General features: G+C 64.0%; 16 protein-coding genes and 1 pseudogene. 10 read left to right on the forward strand and 7 right to left on the reverse strand.

From position 1 onward, the window contains the following. Together ABT254_RS44410 and ABT254_RS44415 are read left to right on the forward strand one after the other, a co-directional pair. Positions 1 to 460: hypothetical protein (locus ABT254_RS44410; RefSeq protein ID WP_351483417.1), on the forward strand; the 460-nt coding region annotated here is incomplete at its 5' end. A gap of 10 nt (positions 461 to 470) precedes the next feature. After that, a complete protein-coding gene (locus tag ABT254_RS44415) occupies positions 471 to 995 on the forward strand; it encodes a hypothetical protein (protein ID WP_351483418.1) in 525 nt (174 codons plus the stop codon). Between the two features lie 95 nt (positions 996 to 1,090). Here ABT254_RS44415 and ABT254_RS44420 read toward each other — a convergent pair whose 3' ends face one another. Then, on the reverse strand, positions 1,091 to 1,822 hold the full coding sequence (locus tag ABT254_RS44420) for an endonuclease domain-containing protein (RefSeq protein ID WP_351483419.1): 732 nt from the start codon (positions 1,820 to 1,822) through the stop codon (positions 1,091 to 1,093). Positions 1,823 to 2,119: 297 nt separating this feature from the next. Here ABT254_RS44420 and ABT254_RS44425 point away from each other — a divergent pair, with 297 nt between their 5' ends. The 3 genes from ABT254_RS44425 to ABT254_RS44435 all read left to right on the forward strand — a co-directional run bounded on the left by ABT254_RS44425 (position 2,120) and on the right by ABT254_RS44435 (position 6,190). Next, the gene (locus tag ABT254_RS44425; protein ID WP_351483420.1) at positions 2,120 to 2,671 is read left to right on the forward strand and encodes a hypothetical protein; all 552 of its coding nucleotides are present in this window, start codon (positions 2,120 to 2,122) and stop codon (positions 2,669 to 2,671) included. Positions 2,672 to 2,765: 94 nt separating this feature from the next. Next, positions 2,766 to 4,196: a terminase large subunit domain-containing protein gene (locus ABT254_RS44430; protein ID WP_351483421.1), complete on the forward strand. Its 1,431-nt coding sequence runs from the start codon at positions 2,766 to 2,768 to the stop codon at positions 4,194 to 4,196. 218 nt (positions 4,197 to 4,414) lie between these two features. After that, positions 4,415 to 6,190: a hypothetical protein gene (locus tag ABT254_RS44435; RefSeq protein WP_351483422.1), complete on the forward strand. Its 1,776-nt coding sequence runs from the start codon at positions 4,415 to 4,417 to the stop codon at positions 6,188 to 6,190. On the opposite strand, the gene ABT254_RS44440 is transcribed toward ABT254_RS44435, so the two are convergent. Beyond that, positions 6,180 to 6,737: a hypothetical protein gene (locus tag ABT254_RS44440; RefSeq protein WP_351483423.1), complete on the reverse strand. Its 558-nt coding sequence runs from the start codon at positions 6,735 to 6,737 to the stop codon at positions 6,180 to 6,182. The genes ABT254_RS44435 and ABT254_RS44440 overlap by 11 nt on opposite strands. A gap of 353 nt (positions 6,738 to 7,090) precedes the next feature. On the opposite strand from ABT254_RS44440, the gene ABT254_RS44445 reads away from it, so the two are divergent. Next, positions 7,091 to 7,681, forward strand: a complete 591-nt coding sequence (locus tag ABT254_RS44445) for a hypothetical protein (RefSeq protein ID WP_351483424.1) — start codon at positions 7,091 to 7,093, stop codon at positions 7,679 to 7,681. A gap of 71 nt (positions 7,682 to 7,752) precedes the next feature. Here the strand turns inward: ABT254_RS44445 and ABT254_RS44450 are convergent, their stop codons facing one another. From ABT254_RS44450 to ABT254_RS44465, 4 genes are all read right to left on the reverse strand, one after another. Next, positions 7,753 to 10,692 (reverse strand): DUF499 family protein, encoded by a 2,940-nt coding sequence (locus ABT254_RS44450; protein WP_351483425.1) that lies wholly within the window; start codon positions 10,690 to 10,692, stop codon positions 7,753 to 7,755. Beyond that, positions 10,692 to 13,292 carry a hypothetical protein gene (locus ABT254_RS44455; protein WP_351483426.1) on the reverse strand — a complete coding sequence of 867 codons (2,601 nt, stop codon included), beginning with the start codon at positions 13,290 to 13,292 and terminating at the stop codon, positions 10,692 to 10,694. The genes ABT254_RS44450 and ABT254_RS44455 overlap by 1 nt, the downstream gene beginning before the upstream one ends. A gap of 184 nt (positions 13,293 to 13,476) precedes the next feature. Beyond that, on the reverse strand, positions 13,477 to 16,719 hold the full coding sequence (locus ABT254_RS44460; protein WP_351483427.1) for a helicase-related protein: 3,243 nt from the start codon (positions 16,717 to 16,719) through the stop codon (positions 13,477 to 13,479). A gap of 47 nt (positions 16,720 to 16,766) precedes the next feature. Continuing rightward, the gene (locus ABT254_RS44465) at positions 16,767 to 16,889 is read right to left on the reverse strand and encodes a hypothetical protein (protein WP_351483428.1); all 123 of its coding nucleotides are present in this window, start codon (positions 16,887 to 16,889) and stop codon (positions 16,767 to 16,769) included. 88 nt (positions 16,890 to 16,977) lie between these two features. Here ABT254_RS44465 and ABT254_RS44470 point away from each other — a divergent pair, with 88 nt between their 5' ends. The 3 genes from ABT254_RS44470 to ABT254_RS44480 all read left to right on the forward strand — a co-directional run bounded on the left by ABT254_RS44470 (position 16,978) and on the right by ABT254_RS44480 (position 19,062). Continuing rightward, positions 16,978 to 17,409, forward strand: a complete 432-nt coding sequence (locus ABT254_RS44470; protein ID WP_351483429.1) for a head decoration protein — start codon at positions 16,978 to 16,980, stop codon at positions 17,407 to 17,409. Beyond that, positions 17,406 to 18,455, forward strand: a complete 1,050-nt coding sequence (locus ABT254_RS44475) for a major capsid protein (protein WP_351483430.1) — start codon at positions 17,406 to 17,408, stop codon at positions 18,453 to 18,455. Before ABT254_RS44470 ends, ABT254_RS44475 begins: the two co-directional genes overlap by 4 nt. 286 nt (positions 18,456 to 18,741) lie before the next feature. After that, on the forward strand, positions 18,742 to 19,062 hold the full coding sequence (locus ABT254_RS44480) for a hypothetical protein (protein WP_351483431.1): 321 nt from the start codon (positions 18,742 to 18,744) through the stop codon (positions 19,060 to 19,062). Positions 19,063 to 19,322: 260 nt separating this feature from the next. On the opposite strand, the pseudogene ABT254_RS44485 reads toward ABT254_RS44480, so the two are convergent. After that, a pseudogene (locus ABT254_RS44485) lies at positions 19,323 to 19,782 on the reverse strand (GNAT family N-acetyltransferase); the annotation flags it as partial. Here ABT254_RS44485 and ABT254_RS44490 point away from each other — a divergent pair. Further along, entirely contained in the window at positions 19,709 to 19,963 is a 255-nt protein-coding gene (locus ABT254_RS44490) for a hypothetical protein (RefSeq protein ID WP_351483456.1), read from the forward strand. The pseudogene ABT254_RS44485 and the gene ABT254_RS44490 overlap by 74 nt on opposite strands. The last annotated feature ends 20 nt before the right edge of the window (positions 19,964 to 19,983 follow it).

The following is a 19,983-nucleotide window of genomic DNA, read 5'->3' on the forward strand; positions in this document are numbered from 1 at the left end:
CGACACCCGGGCCCTCAGCCTGCCCGCCCTCCACCACCGACAACAAAATGGGCCGCCGACTTCGTCGACGGCCCACCACGAAAGTTCGAGGCTAGCGTACGAAAACTCCGAGCATTCCATCAGCCGCGACTCCACTCGCCTGTCCTTCCTCGACAGCGCGAACGTCGACATGCGGTTCGTACGCGGCAAGTGGCAGCGGATCCGCTACCACACGCCCGAGTCCCTCCTCGGTCTGTTGTCCCGCTACTTCGAGGACGTAAAGATCAGCGACACCACCAGGGCCACCGTCAAGGCCGTCTGCAAGCGCCCCCGAGTCCTACCGATCGAGGAATACCGTCAGGCATTTTCGGAGGAATTCAATATGCCCTACCCCAACGAATTCCGACACAACAAGCACGGCGGAATTCTGGATATTTTGATAAAATCGATCGAGGATAGGAATTCCAAATTGGAGGGGTAGAGGAATGCATTTGGCGGCGGACTCAGACAGAGTCCACATAGACATCGAAGCCAGGGCCAGCTACCGCATCATGTGGCTGGCCGGCATCCGTGAACTCGACCTGACACAGCACTGCCTGAAGACATTCGGGGAATCCGACCGACCACGCATCAACACCTACCAACGCCGACAGACACTTCACCTACCCGCGGCAAACCCGCCAGTCGCCTGGTACCTGTGCGCCCTACCGATCCCCTGGGACTGGTCCCGCAACGCGCACTTGGCGTTCGAGCACGCACCCGGCGAAACCTGGGAGGGCAACGCCCTCGTACCTGGCCTCGGCGTCCGGCTGGCCAACGCTCGCCCCATCCTAGGATGGGGCGAGCACTCCATTCCGCTCGACGCCGGCAGGAGGAACTCCCGGCTGCACCGGACCTGCAGGAACTGGCAGTTCGCCTGGTGGCTGCGCCTCAACCGCGACATCCCCGACGCACCGCCACCGCCCGGAGGTGATGGAAGCGAGAACGGCGGCCCCGAGCAACTGACGCTCGCCTGATCGGTGGCGTGAGGCCAGCCGCATTCTCGGGTGCTCACCAGCGAACTGGCGAGCACCCGTGAACGATCAAAAACCAGAGACGGTGTCGAACCATTTCAACGATCGACCCGTCTCCATAAAGGAGCTGACCCGCGGCGCGGAAGCCCACGCGGCCCGTTTCGCATATCCAATACCTGACCGGCAGCCAAAGTGCCGGTCATACTCTGCGCCCGCGCAGCGCGAGTAGGCGCAAACACTGCGGTCTGCGGCGGAGGATCACCTGCCAGGTGCATCAGCTGGTCGTGACAGGTGCCATCCTGACGGAGACGACCTACGCATTCGAACGCGACCAGTTCACTCCGGCTAATATCGCCCATTCCTGGACTCTGGCGCTCGTATTCTTCCATTGCATGCGCCATGGATGTCGGCTCCGATGGATCGTCAAGCAGGATGAGGTCACTGATCCCGGGGCACCATACGGAAGGAATACTCACATAACCGAGGTGGCGATCACATCGATAGGAGTACTCGCGATCGCCTGAGCGGTAGGGAAGCGTCAAACGGATGATTGCCGTGGGTGGCCGACTTCGGTAGGAGGCGAACGGCTCCTCCACAGGGCCCTTCATGCCCTCGATCGTGTTGCAGGTGGAGCACAGCAACCCCCGCACGAGCCCCGTCACGTGGTCATGGTCCACTACGCACGCGGTGGGACATCGCCCGCATAAGGCGCACCGGCCGCGCTGCCATGCGATCAGCTTCCCCAGCGACGGCAATTTCGGGTCCAGGCGAGTCGGCAACTTCCATCCACAGCATGCCGGTTCGGGGGATGCAGGTGCAGTATGAGGCATCCGCTACGTCTATCAGCCGTCACTGACAGCGGCATCTACCTCGCCACGGCCGCAGGCCGGCACGATGCGCCCCAGCGGTTCCGTTCGCCGTTCCGGAACGGCACGCGGCCCGCATGCGGCACCCCCGTTCTCCGGCTCGCTCGTTCAGCCCGCCTGCCTGCGGGACACCAGACGATTCACGGGGCCTATGCCCACCCGAGGCTCTGTTGCCCGTCAAGTGGGAAACCTGCAGGTCAGCTCGGTTCGCGGTTGAGTCAGGGATCATGGACATAGGCGCGGGGCCCAGGGAGTTGTGTCATGGGCCGCCCCAACCGCGCCACCCGGGCTGCCATCACCCAGCGCCGCGCCGACGCGATCGACCTCAAGCTCGCCGGCGTCGACTGGCTGACCATCGGCCGCAAACTGGCCGCCGACCCGGCCATCAACTCTGACGGTGTCGCATACCCGCAGGGGTACGGCATCGACAAGTACAAACGTGGGCAGGAGCCTCCCACCGACAAGCGGCTGATCGAGCTCGCCTGCAAGGACGTCTCCAAGGCCCTCGTCGAGCGCACCACCGCCCTGGACACCAACACCGATGCGTTGCGTCAGCTCATGGTGGAGCGACTCGAGCGGCTCTTCTTCGGCGTCTACCGCGCCGCGATCCGCAACGGCGACTACCAGGCCGTGGACCGCGCGGTACGGATCATCGAACGCAGCAGCCGCCTCCTCGGCCTGGACCGACCTGCCCGCACCGAACTGTCTGGCCCGGACGGCGCCGCGGTCCAGGTGGAGACTGCGGGCCTGCACGAGTTGGAGCGGCTGATCGCCCTTGCCGGGGGCGATGCGGGCGAGGATGGCAAGGGCTGACGAGGCCGCGGTCCTCCAGCTCTACCGGTCGCTTCCCGCACAGCGACGCCGTGAGATAGCCGCAGCCTCAACTCCTGAACTGCGGGATCGGCTTGTGCGGATCGAGCGTCAGCTGGCGATGGACCGTTCGCCGGGCGCGATGGCCTCGGTGCTCACCGACGGCCGGGAGATGCAGGCCCCACACCTGGGGCTGATCGACGCTGCCTTTGAGCAGGTCGCGGCCGGGAAGTCGACTCGGCTGCTGCTGACCATGCCGCCCCGGCACGGCAAGAGCCGCAGGGCAGCCCGCTGGGCGCCACTCTGGTATCTGCGGCGGCGCCCGGAGCACAGGGTGATGATCGCCTCGTACTCCTCCGACCTCGCGGACGATCACGGTCGGTGGATTCGCGACGCGATCCTCACGTACGGTCCGCAGCTCGGCGTCAGCCTGCGCCCCGGCTCCAGCGCGGCGAACCGTTTCGACCTGGCCGGCACCGAGGGCGGCGCGGTCATGGCCGGTGTTGGCGGCGGCCTCACAGGCAAGGGCGCCCACCTGGCCGTGGTGGACGACCCGATCAAGGACGCTCAGGAGGCGTCCTCGCCCACGATGCGCAAGCGCCTGTGGGAGTGGTGGCAGGCCGTCCTCCTGACTCGCATCGAGCCGGGCGGCTCGGTGATCTTGATTCAAACGCGCTGGGACGAGGATGATCTCGCCGGCCGTGTCCTGGCAGATGAGGGCGACCGGTGGACGGTCATTGATCTCCCAGCTCTCGCCCTGTCCGAGGACGACGCCCTCAACCGTGCGATCGGTGCACCGCTGTGGCCTGAGCGGTATGACGCCGACGCACTCGCCGAGATCCGCCGCTCAGTCGGCGAGCGGGTGTGGTGGTCGCTGTACATGCAGCAGCCGCGCCCGCAGGACGGCGGCGTGTGGCAGTGGCCGTGGATCACCGAGAACCGGACCAGCGCAGCACAGCTGCGCGGTATCGACCTGGCCCGCATCGTCGTTGCTGTGGACCCGGCTGGCGGCGAGTCTGCTGTCGGTGACGAGACGGGCATCGTCGCAGCAGCGTCTGATCGCGGCGGACACCTCTACGTCCTGGACGACCGCTCGGGAAATCGCGGCGCGGACGCATGGGGCCGCGAAGCATGCCTGCTGGCCATCGAGTTGCGGGCCGACGCCATCGTGGTCGAGTCCAACTTCGGCGGCGACATGAGCACGCAGATCCTCCACCAGGCATGGCAGGGACTGCAGCGTGAACGGCGTACGCAGGGCATGCTGATGCCGGCGGTACTGCCGGTGACTGCCAAGCAGGGCAAGCGACTTCGAGCAGAGCCGATCGCCCAGCTCTACGAGCAGGGCCGCGTGCACCATGTGGGCGAGTGGCCTGCATTGGAGCAGCAGATGGTGACGTGGGTCGCCGGCATGGACTCGCCGGACCGCATGGACGCCGCCGTCCACGCCCTCACGCAACTCGCCGCCCCCATCGAGGCCGGTAGCACTCTGACCCCGTACGGCGACAATCGCCTGTCGGGTCGGCGATGAACACAGAAGGGTCGCATCGGGGAGTTCACGCCAGCACCCCACCGCGGGTAGCAGGTTCTGGGCGAGCGCCACGGCCCACTGCTGGAAGGGCTCCGCAACGTCCTCGGTACCGAGGCGGGTTTGGAGGTAGTACTGCACCACGGGCGATCCAACCGAAGCAGGTCCTCGATCACCTAGGGTGAAGAAGGCGCGGGGCCGACGTTACGGATCTCAACCCCGTGGGCTTGCGCACCTTCTTGACCGACGCCTGGTCGTGGCTCAACTACAAGCCGATCATGTCCGCCACGCACGACGGACGGCCTCACCGATCTCTGGCTCCTGCGCTTCACGCGACGTGGCTGCCCAATGAAGCAGTTCGTCGCCTCGCCGCCTACAAGCTCATGGCGGCCTACGACAACAACCAGGCCGGCGAGCTCACCGCTCTCACCGGCAACGAAGCAGCCGCCGAACGGCGGGAGTTCGGTGACGCGTCGACGTTCGTCGACACCGCACTCGCCCACTTGCTGGGCAAGTCGCAGCAGATCATCGTGCCCGGCGCCGAGCAGGCCACCGATGACACCCCGGCACCCGAGGCTGTGGCAGCCGCGGAGGTACAGCAGCGCCTGCGAGCGTGGGCGGAGGCCGAGCTGCTCCCGCTGCGCATGCAGGCCGCCGAGCGCAAGGCCGTGCTCCTCGGAGACGGCCTCTACCTGCTGGCCTGGGATCCGGACAAGCAGCGAGTACGCCTCAAGACATACGACCCTGGCTTCTACTTCCCCGTGATCGAGGACGATGCCGACCCAGGCGACTACCCGCAGCGCGTGCACCTGGCCTGGGAGATCCCTGAAGACCCCAAGAGGGGAATGAAGCCGCGGCTTCGGCGGATCACGTACGAGCTCGGCCCCATCACGCCATCCACACGCAGTCATGAAGCAGCGGACGGACAGGGCATGCGACAGCCGGTCGGCGATGGCGTGGGAGGGCTCGTCGTGGAGCGCGGCGATCGCTACAACCCCGGCTTCGGCAAGATCGAGCGCACCTACCCCTGGGCACCTGGACGGATGTCGGCCATCACGTGCTATCTGACCGACGCTGAATGGCCCTTGGATGATCTGCGGCACGGCCATACTCTGGACGAGCTGCCGCTGGACAAGGCCCGCTTCCGGACCCGTGGGGACGGGGAGGTTCTACACCGCCTGGATCTGCGGCTGGACTTCATCCCGATCGTCCACATCAGCAACACAGTGTCCGACGGTGAGCATTTCGGACAGCCGACGCTCGCGAAGGTCATGCAGGCTCTCGACGAACTTGCGGAATCCGACACCGACTCCGCACGCGCCTCGGCCACCACGGGCGCCCCCATCATCGGCCTGGCCGGAGCCCGCCCCGAGGTCGACCGCGTAACCGGGAGGCCCAAGCCGCTCGCGGTCGAACCTGGAACAATCTTCGCGCTCGCCGACGGCGGCCGCATGGACGTCCTCGACACCTCACACCAACTCGCCGAACTTCGTGCCCGCGTTGAGCAAGTACGCGACAGGGCCGCCGTCAACGCCCGACTCCCGGCTGTCAGCTTGGGCACCGTCGATCCTTCCGACGTACCCAGCGGATACGCCCTCCAGCTGTCCCTCGGCCCACTCGACTCTCTGGTCGACTCCATGCGGCTCGCACGGGCCCACAAGTACGCGCTGCTGCTGAAGATGGTGCAGCGGATTCACCAAGCCGGCCACGCCGAGGGCTGGGCTGCCGGCCCCCCGCTGTCTGCTCAGATCGTGTTCGGCCCGCACACCCCCACCGACCGGACAGCCATCTTGGAAGAGGTGGTGCGCGGCGTCACCGCAGGCGTGCTCTCGCTCGAGACGGGCATCCGCATGCTGCAAGACGCCGGGTACCCCATCGAGGACGCCCGTCAGGAAGTCGAACGAATCAGAGCCGGGCGCCAGCCCGAGGCGAATGCTGAACCGAAACGCATCGCCTCGGCTCCAGCCGAGGCGGAGGCGGACGATGTCAGCGAGTAGATCCGGATTCCGCGTAGTGCTTCTCTGACTTCACTTCCCCTACCTCCAGAGTGAAGTCCTTGCCCGTAGGACTGTCGACGTACGTCTCCCGCTCCGACGAGAGCCCGTTCACCGCCACCTTCCCGGGGCCCCCGCCGCGTTCGCTTTGGGTGATTTCGTACTGACCCCGGCTCCTGCTGTCAGGCTGCACCCCGGACAGGGTCACGGCATTACTGCTGGTCCGCACAGGAGCACCCGCCCGCGACACATCAAATCTGACCGTGTACGTCTTCGCCTCGTTGGAATCGTTGTAAGCCGTCACCGATACGTGCGGCGTGTAAGTCCGGTCACCGTAGTTGGGGATATTTGATGACGCCTTATCCACCGACTCGTAGGCGATCTCGATTCGACCGCCGTCGACGGGGACCATGGTCCGCTCCGAGTAGGTGAGCGTATGATCCCAGCCGTCTTCGTCTGCTTTCGCGACGAAGAAGACTGCGGCAGCCGTCGCTACGCACGCTCCCGCGAGGGCGGTGATCAGCTTCGTGCGATGCGAATACTTGCGCATGTTCCCCCCAAAGTTCCTGAACATGAGGATACGGGGGCGAACTAGATTGTTGATCTTGTTCGTGGGGTTGCGTCGACCCGTGTGGCCGCAGAAGCTCAGCACGACCGCTTGGCGAGCCGCTCGACGTCCAACAGGATCACCGAGCGCGCCTCCAGGCGTAGCCAGACTCACCAGGAGTATGCGGTATGCGCACAAATGCACTGCGGTAGCCGAGTTCTCAGTGCGTGATGCTGGTCTGCGTAGACTCGAATATGGCGCGGGGCCATCTGGGAGCAGCACTCTTGAGGACTCGCAGTCTGCCCGCACCGACAGCTGTGCTCGGTCACCGCCGCGACGGTCGCCCCGTCCACCCCGTGCTCGGCGCCTCGTCGGACGATCCCTCGAACAGCGACGAAGCGACCATCAGCGTCAGTCAGAAGCACCTGAGTACCCTCATGGCCAGGAAGAAGGATCAGGGCGGCCGGGCGGCAATCCGCAACCTCGTGGACAAGCTGGGATTCCCCAGCGCCTCGGCCTTGGAGGACTTCATCACCGGCGCCCGACAAGCCGAACAAGAGCAGCTCACTGAAGCCGAGCGCCGTGAGCAAGTACTCGCCGAGCGTGAGCAGGCTGCTCTCGCTCGCGAAGAGGCTGCTATCGCGCGAGAGCAGGACGCAACGCGACGTGCTCGTCTCGTGGGGGCAGGAGTCACGGGGCGCGACCTCGATGACGCCGTGGTCCTGCTGCGCGCCGGCAACGAAGCGGACGAAGCTGCCCTCGATGCGGCTGTTCAGGAGTTGAGGAGCCGACGCCCTGAGCTGTTCACCGGGTCGGTGCACGCAGAGCCGGCAGCACCTGGTGGTGCCCCGGCCTCAGTGCCCCCGTCCAGGCCCGGGAACACGGAGCACAAACCCGGCGCGCACGGCCTCGAGATGGCTCGACGTCGAGGCCTGCTGACGAGCTGAACAACCGACGCACGCCCCGAGTTATGACGTGGGGGCCACCTTCTCTCTCCCTGAGGGTGGCCCCAGCGAGCTTAGAAGTCGTCCTCTTCGATGACGACACGTGCGCCGATCTCTTGCCCCTTCGAGACGACACGCCCCTCATCGCCTTCTGCGGTCGTCAGCGTCACCTTCAAGTCAATGAGCTGGTGGTCACGTTCGTTGAAGAACGCCGGGTCCAGGGCCTTGGCCAGTTCCCGCAGCAGCTGCCAAATCTCCTCGCGCTTCTCATGCGAGGTGATACTCCTGTTGGCCAGTTCGAGCTGATAACGCTTGTAGATTTTCGTGCCTTGAGGAGTGTCTGCTTCAGCCGGGTCTGATTTCTGGCTCTCCTCATCGCCCTGGCCCGTCCCCTGCCCCGAGGCATGACCAGAGGGGGTTTGGCTCCCCCCTGTCCCGAAGGAATCATCCTCAATGCCAGGCTCCTCTGGTTTGGTCTTCGCGCGAGGCTGGAGGGTCACGGCGATCGAGTTGATCTGAATTTGGCCTTGCGACTGAACTGACAGGGCAGCCCCGTTGCTGTCGACGAGCTCCCACTCATGCTCGATGAGATCGAAGATCACTCGACGAATCTCATCAATGGAGGTAACGAGCGGGAAGGCCGGGTTCTTGTAGAAGGCCTGTACCACTTCCCGCGGCGTGAGAGCTCGGTCGAAGGTTTGCAGCAGGGCAGCAAGGTACTCGTGGGACAGTCCTCCACGGCGGGTGGCTCGACCGTTGTCGATAAGCTGGTCCCAGACTGCCTGACCGTGGAGGGCGGACTTTCCGTCGTCTTCGAACCGCTTGAACTCGACGACGAGTTCTTGGCCGACACGCAGGAGATACGCGTAGTGCCGGTAAGCCTTGAGGACAGCGTCCTTGAGCTTGGCCTCGGCCGCGCTGAGTTTGCTACGCGCCTGGACAAGATCGTCCTCCGCGTCATCGCTGATCTGCTGGAGAACGTGACGCCAGGCAAGAACTTCCCAGGCACGCTTACGCGCATGATCGCGCTGCTGCGTGTTAACGCAGGCAACGATGCAGCTAGCCGCGTTATCAACAGTAAGAGCCTGATCGCCCAGACCAAAGAGGGCTGAAATCTCAGTTCGGCTGCTGTTGTCCTTGCCGTTCAGCAGTGTCCAGCGCCGGGGGTCAAGTACCACAAGCCGCGTGGCGTTCGAATCAACATCCGCGAAAATCTCGCTCAGTTCAACGTCTTCACCACGAGGGCGGTCCACGGTGATGACCTGTTCGAACGGCCCTCGGGAGTTCTGAGCGATCTGCTGTGCAACGTTCCAAAGCAGGGACTCTTGATCCACGCGCTGCACGAGGGCCTTGGCTGCCGTGAAGTACATGCGAAGGTTCTGCTTGATCGACAGTGAGTAGCGTGCCGGGGCATTCGTAGGCGTATCGGTTGAGAGCGCACCGAGCCCCTCTTCTGCGGTCAGCGCGTTGAAGACCTCCTCGGCAGCGTTGAACTCGGAAGTCCCGAAGAACGACGGTTCGAAGATGCTGGCCAGCAGTTCAGCCTTCGTGGCCCCTCGACGCCCTTGGGCTCGGCCCACAAGCGAGTAGCACATCAATGCCGTCGCCATTCGTACCGCTGGCGCGGGCTGCCGGGACTCCACCCCATGGTTTCGTAGCTCGTTGTCGATCGCTACCGCGCGGCCGTGGCTCTTGTCGGAGCTCGTGATGTCAGTGCCGGCCACAGCTCGCCAGCCTTGAACTGCACGGTCATTGCCCATGAGCAGTCCGGAGGAAAGCAGTTGCTCGAGCGCGACCGTGAGAGGGATATCGCCTACACCGACCAGTGTTGGCGCCCAGCGTCCAGCTTTTTTCTCATCCACCCAGTGCATGGCGGTGCGAGCGAAGATGGCAACAGTGGAACGGACTTCTTGGAAACCCTGGACGAGGGACCACTCCTCCTGCACAAGCCGCATGAGTTCTGGATGGAATGGATAGCTCTTCTCTACCCTCTCCGGGAAGCCTGCTACACCTCGATTGGCTCCGAGCTTGTCGAATACCTTGGTCGTGTACGGACCTGTGGCGGCCTTTATGTAGGATCGCCCCAGGGCGAGTGCTGGCAAATCGCTCTTCACCGCCTGGAAGAGCCGCCTCCTAATGATCGACGAAAAGTCCTGCGGTTCGTTGACGGGAATCGTAAGGCCATTACGAACTACGCGGTCGGCAACGAACTGTCGGAAGTCTTGCGCGGCCATGTTGTATCCACGTTCGTCCCGCTCCGAGCGGATCATGACCAAGACAAACGACACCCGTGGGATGTCGTCGCAGGCATCCATGAGCGCGCTGAGAAATGCCTGCTCATCGGGCATCGTCTCAACGTAGGCCGGGGCCGAGAGCGGGAGCACGTAGTCCATCAACTCGTCCAGGAGTACGAGCACCGGGCGGTCGGCATCCGAGAGTGCCGTGCGAATGGTGTCCTTGTTCGGCCCCATACCGACGTAGTGCTTGTACCGGTCCATGTCGCCATCGACGAGCGCCCAGATGAAGCGTTCGAAGAGGTTGATCGCTGGACCGAACACCTCCGTGGGGCGCCCCGGAGAGAAATTGTCTGCTGTGAGAGTCACCACCTTGGGCGACTTTAGATCGAGGCTTACTCCGCCCTGCTCCGCCTCCTCCCAGACTGCCTGCCCCAGTTCGGTGGCAAAGAATTCCGCAGGGGTGTTGGCCATGTGGTAGAGGCCAACCAAGGCGTGGGACTTACCGCCGCCCATCCCCTGGTCAAGGTGGAAGAGGGCGGTACCCATGCCGTCGGTCCCAAGCCGCCGTGCCACGCGGGCGAAGAAACCGACAAGATTCGGCGTAGGCTCAGTGATTTCGCCGTAGTAGTTGACCTTGCGGTACGGCACGTCCTTCGTCTGGTACACGGCCTTGTGCAACGACATCTGGAGTTCGCCGACGGAGCCGTCAGATGCGCGAACCTCCGGCCGCAGGGCCAGCACATCTGCCCAGTGGGGTACGGTTTGTTGCGCGCTCATCAGGAGCTCTCCTCTAGCAAGTGGGCGAAGGTCAGTTGCGTCGAATCAGGCATTGATGTCTCAGCCACTCGCTGAGCTAGGCTACTGATGGCATTGGCGTTCCTTTGGATTGCGGTGAGTGCTTTGGCCACTCTGTCGCTAGCGGGTAGCTGAGTCACCATTTCCCCGACCACGGCCCAAAGGTGTGGATCGTTGGCAGCAAACTCTGCTGCCGCGATAACACCAGCCACTGTTTCCGTCCCGCCTTCGTTCCAGGCGCCGGCCATAGCCCTTGCGACCTCAAACGTCGACGAGTCTGCGGACACGCTTTCTGGCGGATCGAAGCGGAGTTTGAATCCTCGGTTACTCTCCGTCAAAAGCCTCGTTCGCACCTCTTCGAAATTGAGACTGTCTGCCTGGGCAAGGAACCTCGCCTCGCCCTTCGGGACCGTAGTCAGTCCGTTCAGTCTCTGCCAGAACACCGCGAACCTAGTGCGCTTGTCGAAGGTTTCGAGTGGTAGTTCGTCGAGTTTGAGCGCCATGGCATCACGCACAGCCACCCGGGACAGGGTGAGATAGCGGTCAAGCTCGGCTTCGGTTCCGTCCGGCTTGAGGATCTTGCTGTAGCGGCCGTATACCTCCATGCCGCGACCGATGGAAGCCATCAGTTGGTCAGTGAACGCGAGGCCGTCCCTCTCCCACTCTCGCACCGCTGACTTGACAGCTTCGGTGACCTCACGGTCGACCTGGGCCGCCGTCGCCACCGGCCGGTTCTGTGGAGCGACTCGGCATCCGCTGGTGACTGTGACTTTGATGCTCGCTACGCCAGTGTTAGTGCTCTCCGATCGTGATGGCCACGAGCTAGTGACGACGAACCCAGCTGCGTGCAACGCAGCCAGGAGCCGCTTCCATGCTTCGGGATCCGAATGGCCGAACACAACCACTAGATGCCCGTCGGGACGCAGCACGCGACGAGCTTCGCTGAAGGCTTGAGCCAGAGACCTCTCATAAAAGTCCCTATCGTGTTTGACTCCACCGTTGTACACGCGTCGAACGATGATTTCATCGTCCTTATTCTGAAGCCGCGGGGCGACTACCGTACCGACATCCTCAGAGAAGAGATCAGGCTGAATCGTCAGCAGTGCCCGGCGGAGCCAGACATAGTAGAAATCTGACGCGTCAGCGTACTCAATCATGTCGTAGTAGGGCGGATCGCAAACTACAGCATCAACGGATCCATCACGGTAGGGCAGCGCCATCGCATTGGCGCGGCGAATTCTGGCCGGCTTGCCAGATAGACCACGCAGGTGCGCCGCGAGCGGGGCGATTCCAGTCTCTGTCAACCCTGCCCAGGTGCCGGGGCCATTGCCAATGCCAGCTTCGAAGTAGTCGAACTGGAATGCCAAACTTGCCTCGTTGCGGAAGATGTGATCAATCTGGACGCGATTCTGTTTCGATCCGTCAGACTTACCATGCGCCCTGAGAATGGCCCCTCTCGTCGCATAGCGAAGTGCACGAACCATGGTTCCGGCAGCGAGCGAAGATAGTACGGTTGCATACTCCTTAGAGACGCCCGATTGCGTCATTTCTTCAAAGCATGCTCGAATCTCATGTGCCAGCGTCCCGAACAGCAACGACTGCCTATCGTTCATGAGTCGCCCATAGCTTATGTAGCCATGTCCACTGGCCTGAACGGTGTGAGCGTTCCCTGATGGAATCTCTTCATCGGGGATAGCCGAGAGTCCATTATTTGACGGAAGCTTGCTTGGTTCTGCCTCAAGCGCGGCCTTGAGTTCGTCATCCCGCAGAACTCTGAACACCTTCTTGGTGTCCGTTCTCTTGACTCCGAGGCCCTCGAAGTCCGCAACGACCAATGGTTCGTCTTGGTACTGACCGGCAAAACCCTTTGCCTTCACCGTGTCCAGGCTGTGGATATGGCCACAGAAGAGGCAGCGCGCACTCTTCCCCTTCTTGCCAGCCGATGTATACGTCGGTTGGCCCGTCGCTGGTCCATCAACTACCTCAACACGCCACGCATCTCCCTCGACGATAAGTTCCATCGACTGGCCAACATCAGAGGTCTTGCTGTAAGGGTGTCGGAGAGTCAGGCTTCCAAGCAGGGGGAATCGTCGGCGGCAATGATCGCAGGGCATTGAGACCGCCCAGAGGTAGCCCCACGGAAGCTGCCCACGGTGATCTCGCGGGTAATAATCAGCCAGTTTACTCTGAATGCGACGCCCGATTTCAGCATGAAGCGTACGCGCGTCCGCGACTAGTCTCGGCTCCCCCTCAACCCTGAGGCCGTCCTCGACTAGTTCCTTCTCAAAGGGGATTTGGGCTTCGCTGCGCCAATCACGCAGTGGCCAGTCGGCGAGGAGTCGCCCCGCAAGGGTGGCAACCGGGCTGAGATCGGTGCCGACTGATGTGACCCCGAGACGTGCGGCTTCAAGAGGGAGAATCCCTCGGCCGGAGAAAAGGTCGAGAACGACCGGCTCCCTTCCGCCGTAGTTCTCTTTGACTACCTCAGCCAGCAGGTCGAGCGCCACTCTGTTCCCACTCCGGACCGCGCTCTCAACATGGACACGCATCCGCTCGTCGACAGGAAGCAGGGTGGTCAGCACCGCAGCACGGGCCTGAGCAATCGGTCGCGAAGCGAACCACGGGAAGATCGCCTTCTCGTTTCGCCCCGAGCCTGCAGGTGTCGTGCACGCTTCATCTACCGCCGCGCAGGGGAACCAGGTGTCAATGAGCCGAGTTCGGACGTCATCCGCTGCGTTTCCTGTGGGCGTCGCAGAGGCGCCAGATTCAGCGGTGTTCACGGCTCATCTCCATCATCTTCATAAGGTCTGTGACCCTGATCTGTACACGTTCGATGCGTCGGACGTTGGTTCCCAACTTTCCGGCGGGGTCTTGGGCCCGAATCGTCACCACGGGCTTGGTGGCGCAGCTCGTCACCACATATAGCCAGTAGTCCTGTCCTCGTTGTTGGGCCTGTGCCCACTCGTGCTGCTCCAGCCAAACCGGCCGTAGATCATCGACGAGCCCCTTGACTTCGACCAGCCTCTGTTCGCCGTGTTCACGGTGTCGCGCAAGGAGGTCATAGCCAACTCCTGCAGTCTGCCTGTCGTCTACGACGTAGCCGAGCCGTTCCAACTCGGCGAGAACCGTGGCGACGGCGACTTTCTCACTGTTCGGGTCGTAGCCGAGCTCTGCCTGCTTCGCTCCGCCGGCCACGTTCAGCCAGCCGATCATGCGCTGCGCAGTGGGGTTGACCTTCTCGATCTGGGCAAGCTGCGTCAGGCGATCCTGCTTGTGCTGAGCGAACTGGGCCATGCGTTCCCGCCGCACGGCAGCACTCAATTCCTCGAGCTCTTCCAGGTACCTGTACTCGACCTGGTCGAGCTGTTCACGTGCCTTGGCAACCCACGAGCGGCGTTGGTCTCGGAAGCGAGTGGTCTCTGCTTCCAGGAGTAGTTGGGCTTCGCGTGCTCCCTCTGCCCGCATGGCTGGACTCAGCCCGGTGTGCAGCAGCGAGACGCCGTCGGCTGGTGCCTGAAGGTTCATGAGCGATTCCCAGCCCGCTACGAAGGCGCCCGCGCCGGAGTACCGCACGAGCATCGGGGCTTTCTCCCTGACACGGCGGACTCCGTCGTGGACCTCGACCTCAGCGTCGTACAGCAGGAGGGTGTAGCCCGTCAGCGAGGCAGTGTCGACGACGTGTGCGCCGCGCACGAGATCCGTTTCGCCAGTGTGCAGAGCAAGCTCGACGAGTTCCCCGAAGGATTCCTCAGTGGGGCCGAGTACGACGACGTCATCCAGATCGGTGGCTCCGTCGTTGATCGCTTGACGTACGGAGGCTCCGTCGGCCGCGACGAGCCGCTCAGCCCCACCGCCCAGGGCCTCGGGTAGCGGCTTCGGTGCCGACACGTGCCGTAGTCCTTGGGCTGGGCCTGGCGAGAGGAGCCAGCCTTGTGCTCTGGCAAGTTGGTCCAGGAATGCGTCGACGATGACGGGGTTGATCGCTTCGAGACGGTCCGCGCGGAAGCGGTCCATGGCGGCGTCGACATTGGCGGGGCTGACGAGCCGGTCCTCGTCGCGTACGAGTTCCCTGGCGCTAGCGACCAAGGTCCGAGCCTCGGGGATCCGCAGGTCTTGGTCCGGGTGCTGTTGAGCCGCGGCCAGCGCCTGGGCGAAGTCGAACCCGGATCGTGCCGTCGCAGCGTCGAGGAGATCGAAGATGCGGCCTCCGAGAGCCTCGCTGGCAGCCTCGATGTTGGCGAGCATCACTTCCTGGACGCGGCCTTCCCGGGTTTCGGGCGCCACCAGGTGGTAGATGTGCACGGGATTGGTTTGGCCGATCCGGTGCAGGCGGCCCATGCGCTGTTCCAGCCTGACCAGTGACCAGGGGATGTCCCAGTTGATCATGACGTGCGCGGACTGGAGGTCGATGCCTTCGCCGCCGGCGTCGGTGGAGACAAGGATCTGAAACGCTCCGCTGAGGAACTGCTGCTGGAGCTTGTCTCGCTCGTGGTGCCCGACCGTGCCGTCCAGGATGTTCACTGAGAAGCCGATAGCGGCAAACTGCGAGACCAGCCAGCGAGCCGTATCAGAAAACTCTGTGAAGACAAGAAGCTGGCCGCTTCCCGGCGCAATCGAGTGCTCCTCAAGGACTTCCTGAGCGCGTGCCCACTTGGAAGAAGTCCCCGTGTTCTCCGCCTGGGAGATCGCTGCGAGTACCGTCTCGATACGGGCAAGCTCTTTTGCCTTGTCCTGAGTTTGCGCGGAGACAATCAGGTCCTCGGCCCGACCCCAGGCTTCTTCGTCGTCAACTGCGAGTGTCAGCCCGCCATCGGAATCAGTGGTGAATTCTTCAGGGATTGCGCCTTTGGTACGGCCACTAGCGGGTCCCTTAAGGGCGATCTGACGGCGTTGAACGGTGGCCCGTGCTGCTGTCAGTGATGATGCAGCCCTCTTACCGTAGATCGAGCGAGCGAGCACCGCTGAGTCCGAATAGAAGTCGTCAACGTAATCCATCACCGCCGAGTAAGCGGCGTACTCGCGGGCTTCAAGACCCACCGAGATCGTGTCTGCGTACCGCGGGGGAAAGAGGTCGTTGCCTTCCAGGTCCTTGAGCTCCTCTTTCATGCGGCGTAGGAATGAGAGGGAGCTGGGGCGAAGGGCTCCTTCGTAGTCGTTGGTACGCGGTTCCCAGGGGTACATCGTGGGATCGAGGAGGTTCATCAGACCGCGGAAGAAGTGTTCCTTGCCCCGGTGAGGGGTTGCGGTCAGGAGCAGCAGATGGTGCGTCCGTTCTGCCAGCTCTTGTGCCGCGCCCAGGTATCGGGATGTGGGGGTGAGCCGGTGAGCTTCGTCGAACACCGCCAGGGACCAGGATGCGCGAGATCCGGACACCTTGCGGGAAACGTCCGGGTTGTAGGTGTAGAGGTCAACGCTGACAACCCAGACGGTTACACGTGGGTCCAGATCCTTGGGGTCGCGCGCAATTTCCGGGGTGAGGCGGCCTGCTTCGATGGCAAAGTACCGGCGCAGGTCGCGTTGCCACTTTGTCACCAGGTGGGCCGGGACCACGATCACGGTGCGGCCCGGAATCAGCCCGCGGCGAGTCCCCTCCGCGATGTACATGCCCGTCATGATCGTCTTACCAGTGCCGGGCTCATCGGCCAGCAGGAACCGCAACCGCGGCTGCGCCAGCATGTGCGTGAAGACGGCCTCGTCCTGGTGCGCGTATGGCTTCAGAGGACGTGTGGCAAGGACTGCGGAGCGGATACGCGGGACCGCGTACTGCATCCAGCGTCCCCAGAGGCCTGCGAGGGCCCGGTCGGGGTTTCCGCCTGCGTCGTTAGCAGGGACCGTGGCTTCGCGTAGCTCCTCGTGGGTAAGGGCCGCGTCGGCCAGCGCCCCGTTCCCGTGGCGGATAACAAGATCACAGCCACTCGGCGTGGGGGTAGCCATGACAACTGTGACCAGGTGACCGTCGACAGTGATCTGGCTGCCGGCTTTGGGCAGCACGCTGGGGTCGTCGGTCACCGTGGCCCCCCCTGTAGATCGTTTCCCATGGTCTTGCAGGGAGAAGCCTACTTCTGCCTATGGGCGAGGATCACCCGTTCCGGCCTCTGCGAGTAGCCGCGGGTCGCGTCACGGCGCAGCCGGAGGGGCGGCAGCGGCGCCCTCTCCTTGGCATCCGTAGACTCGATCATGGGGACCACGCCCCGCCCTTCCTCCACGTGGACCGCTCCACCACTCGGTGAGTGCGCGACCGCACTGGTATCACCTGGAGGAGACGGCTTGAGTATCCAGCCGTACACCACCTCCGTGACGGTCACCGCCGATCGGGACTGGCTCGCGTCTCGGCACGGCACGGACTCCACGGAGACCATCACACTCGATCTGGCCAAGCTCGCCAAGGGCAGCCACTACCTCGAGCCAACCGCCGCCCAGCCCCACGGCTTCGTCCGCGCCGGTGTCCCGGTGGGCCGGATCACTGCCTCCGGCCTCTACGGCGCCTACGACCCTGCGGCGAAGGACGGCCGCGAGGTGTTCGCCGGTCTCGTGTACGCCGAGGCGCCGTTCACTCCAGGCGTCACCAAGGTCCCGGCTGCACTGTTCTGGCACGGCACCGTGAACACAGCGAAGATCCCGGGCGGTATTGACCCGGCCAAGATCGCTCCGAGCCCGGCCGGGGCCCAGATCCGCTTCCTCGGGGCGGTGAGCACGTGAGTGTCGCCGACCTCCTGAAGAACGTCTCCGTCGCCGACCTCACGGTCTACGCACGCACCATCCCGAACCCTAGCGACTTCCTGCTCACCCAGACGGTGTTCGCCGAGACCAAGGTGCAGGACGTGAAGTGGCGCATCCGGCAGAGCAAGCGCCGCGTGAACGCCGCCTCGTACCGGGCGTACGACACGAGTGTGCCGTTCGCGAAGCGGCAGGCTGAGTCCACGCAGACCGAAGGCACCCTGCCGGCGCTCGGCCAGAAGCTCCTCGTCGGCGAGATGGAGCAGCTCCTCCTCGATGCCTCCCGCGGCGCTGACGAGGACCGGCTGGTGGAGCTTCTGTACGACGACGTCGAGCGACACGTCGAAGCAATCCGCTCCCGCCTCGAACTCGCCGCCGGCGACGTCCTACTGGATGGCAAGTTCACCCTCACCGGAGAGAACGGCCTCACGGTCGAGGCCGACTATGGTGTCCCGCAGGCCAACATGCCGACGGCACCGAAGCCGTGGTCAGACCCTGCGGCGGACCCGATCGCGGATGAGCTGCGGTGGATCGACTATCTCGACTCAATCGGCGCACCGGCACCGGAGATGGTGCTCACGTCCCGCAAGGCGTGGTCGCACCTGGCGTCGAACGGGGCGTACAGGGCGGCCTACTACGGCACCCCGGCAGGCGGGCAGACCCCGACTGCGACGCTGAACCCGCAGCAGATCAACTCGGTACGCGGCAACTACGGTCTGCCACCCGTCACGTTCTACAAGGCTCAGGTGTGGCAGGACGACGTATCCAAGCGTGTGCTGCCGGAAGACCGGTGGATCATGATTCCGCCGGACCGCGCGAAGTGGGGCCAGACCCAGTACGGCACCACCACCGAGTCCCTGGCCCTGTCCCGCGGGAAGAACCCCCAGATCGAGCGGGAGGACGCCCCGGGCATCGTCATCACCCGTGATGTCGAGGACGACCCCGTACAGATTTGGACCAAGGGGGCCGCCGCGGCAATGCCGGTCTTGTACTCGCCGGACTGCCACATCACCGCCACCGTCCTGTGAGCGCCGCCGTGAAGTCGCTCGGCGTGCTCGCCGCGAGCGTCCATGTTCTCCACCCGGTCGAGCGCACCCCCGTGGTGCTGCTCGCCGGCGAGCCTGTGACGGACCCGGCGGTGGCCGAGCAGATCACCAATCCGCGGTGCTGGGAAGGCGGACAGCCGCCCTCACGTGACGCAGCACCCGATAAGCCGTCTGCTCGGAAGCCGAAGTCCGCCTAGGGCAGACCCACGTGGTGGGGAGAAGCCGGGCACCCGCTTCTCCCCACCACCTCTCTTGGATCAGGACCTGTGTGAACAGCAACGTACTGCGCTGGCTCCAAGCCCAGCTCGGCCCCGACACCGACTCCGATGACCTCTCCGCCCGCTATGAGCGACTGCGATCGGCAAAAGCGGTGGCTCTGGAGGTCATTCATGAGCGCCTCGCCGCGCTCCTCGCCGAGCCCTTGAAGGTCACGGTCAACGGGGTCGCCACCATCGACAACTCGGCCAACGTCTCCGCCCTGGAACGCCGTGCAGCACTGATCGTTGATGAGACCGCGCCCGACGAGCCGGTCACCGTGGACCACGGCCTCCTGACCACTATTTCGCTGTGCCCCAGACGAAGGCGGTGAACGCATTCTCGTGTTCCCGGATCAAGAGTGCCCGGCAGCACCCGAAGCGGCTACTCGGGGGTTGCGCGACTGAGTTGGGATCAAGTCGTTCAATCGGCACAAGAGGCAACAGACAAAAGCTTGCCCACCCAGTGGGGCAGTCCAGTGCAGGGAAGGCCGCAACTATCCACAGCCGTGGACAAGCGTGGCGAGGACTGTGAGAGATGCCGTACGACGGAGTAATAGTCAAGACCTGTCGATCGGTGAAGTTCTCGTCTGATGCTCCGGTGCCATCGGATCTCGCCTTCGTGCCATTCCTCGGTCGGTGTGAGCCCGGCGGCAGCGGCGAAGGCAGCAGATGCCCGATGCTCGGGGTGGATGTGGGCGATGACGGTGTGCACCTACTGCCAGCTGAGCCAGTTGACGAGTCCTTGGGCTGCTTCGGTGGCGACCTCTTCCCTGCCACGGGGTCCCCACCACCCAGACGATCTCGGCGATGGGGCCGTGGCCGGAGGGGCTGACCGTCGCCTGGACTGTGCCCGTCAGGCAGGACTTGTCACGGAGCCGGATCACCCACTTCAGCCAGGACACGGCCGGATCGGGAGAACCTGCCGTCATGCCCTGGTAGCGCGAGCGCAGGGTTTGCGGGGTGTCCGGAGCGCCGCCGATGAAGCTGTGCAGGGCCCGATCGGACAGCACGGCAGCCAACTCCTCGGCGTGCTCGACGTGCAGCGGCAGCAGGTCTAACCGCTCCCACGGCTACGACGTGCTGGACATGACCCCGGAACGCTCGCAGATGACCCACTACATCCTCTCGGATAACAAGAGCCCGACGGCGACGGCGTCGTGGACCCGCTCGTACCGCACCTGCACTGGCACTGGCACACACAAGGTGGAGCGGGTGGACGCGCCGGTGCTCTGACGGGTCAGGGTTGGCGTCGC

It is taken from the genome of Streptomyces sp. NPDC001137, assembly GCF_040298885.1.
Classification (GTDB): Bacteria; Actinomycetota; Actinomycetes; order Streptomycetales; family Streptomycetaceae; genus Streptomyces.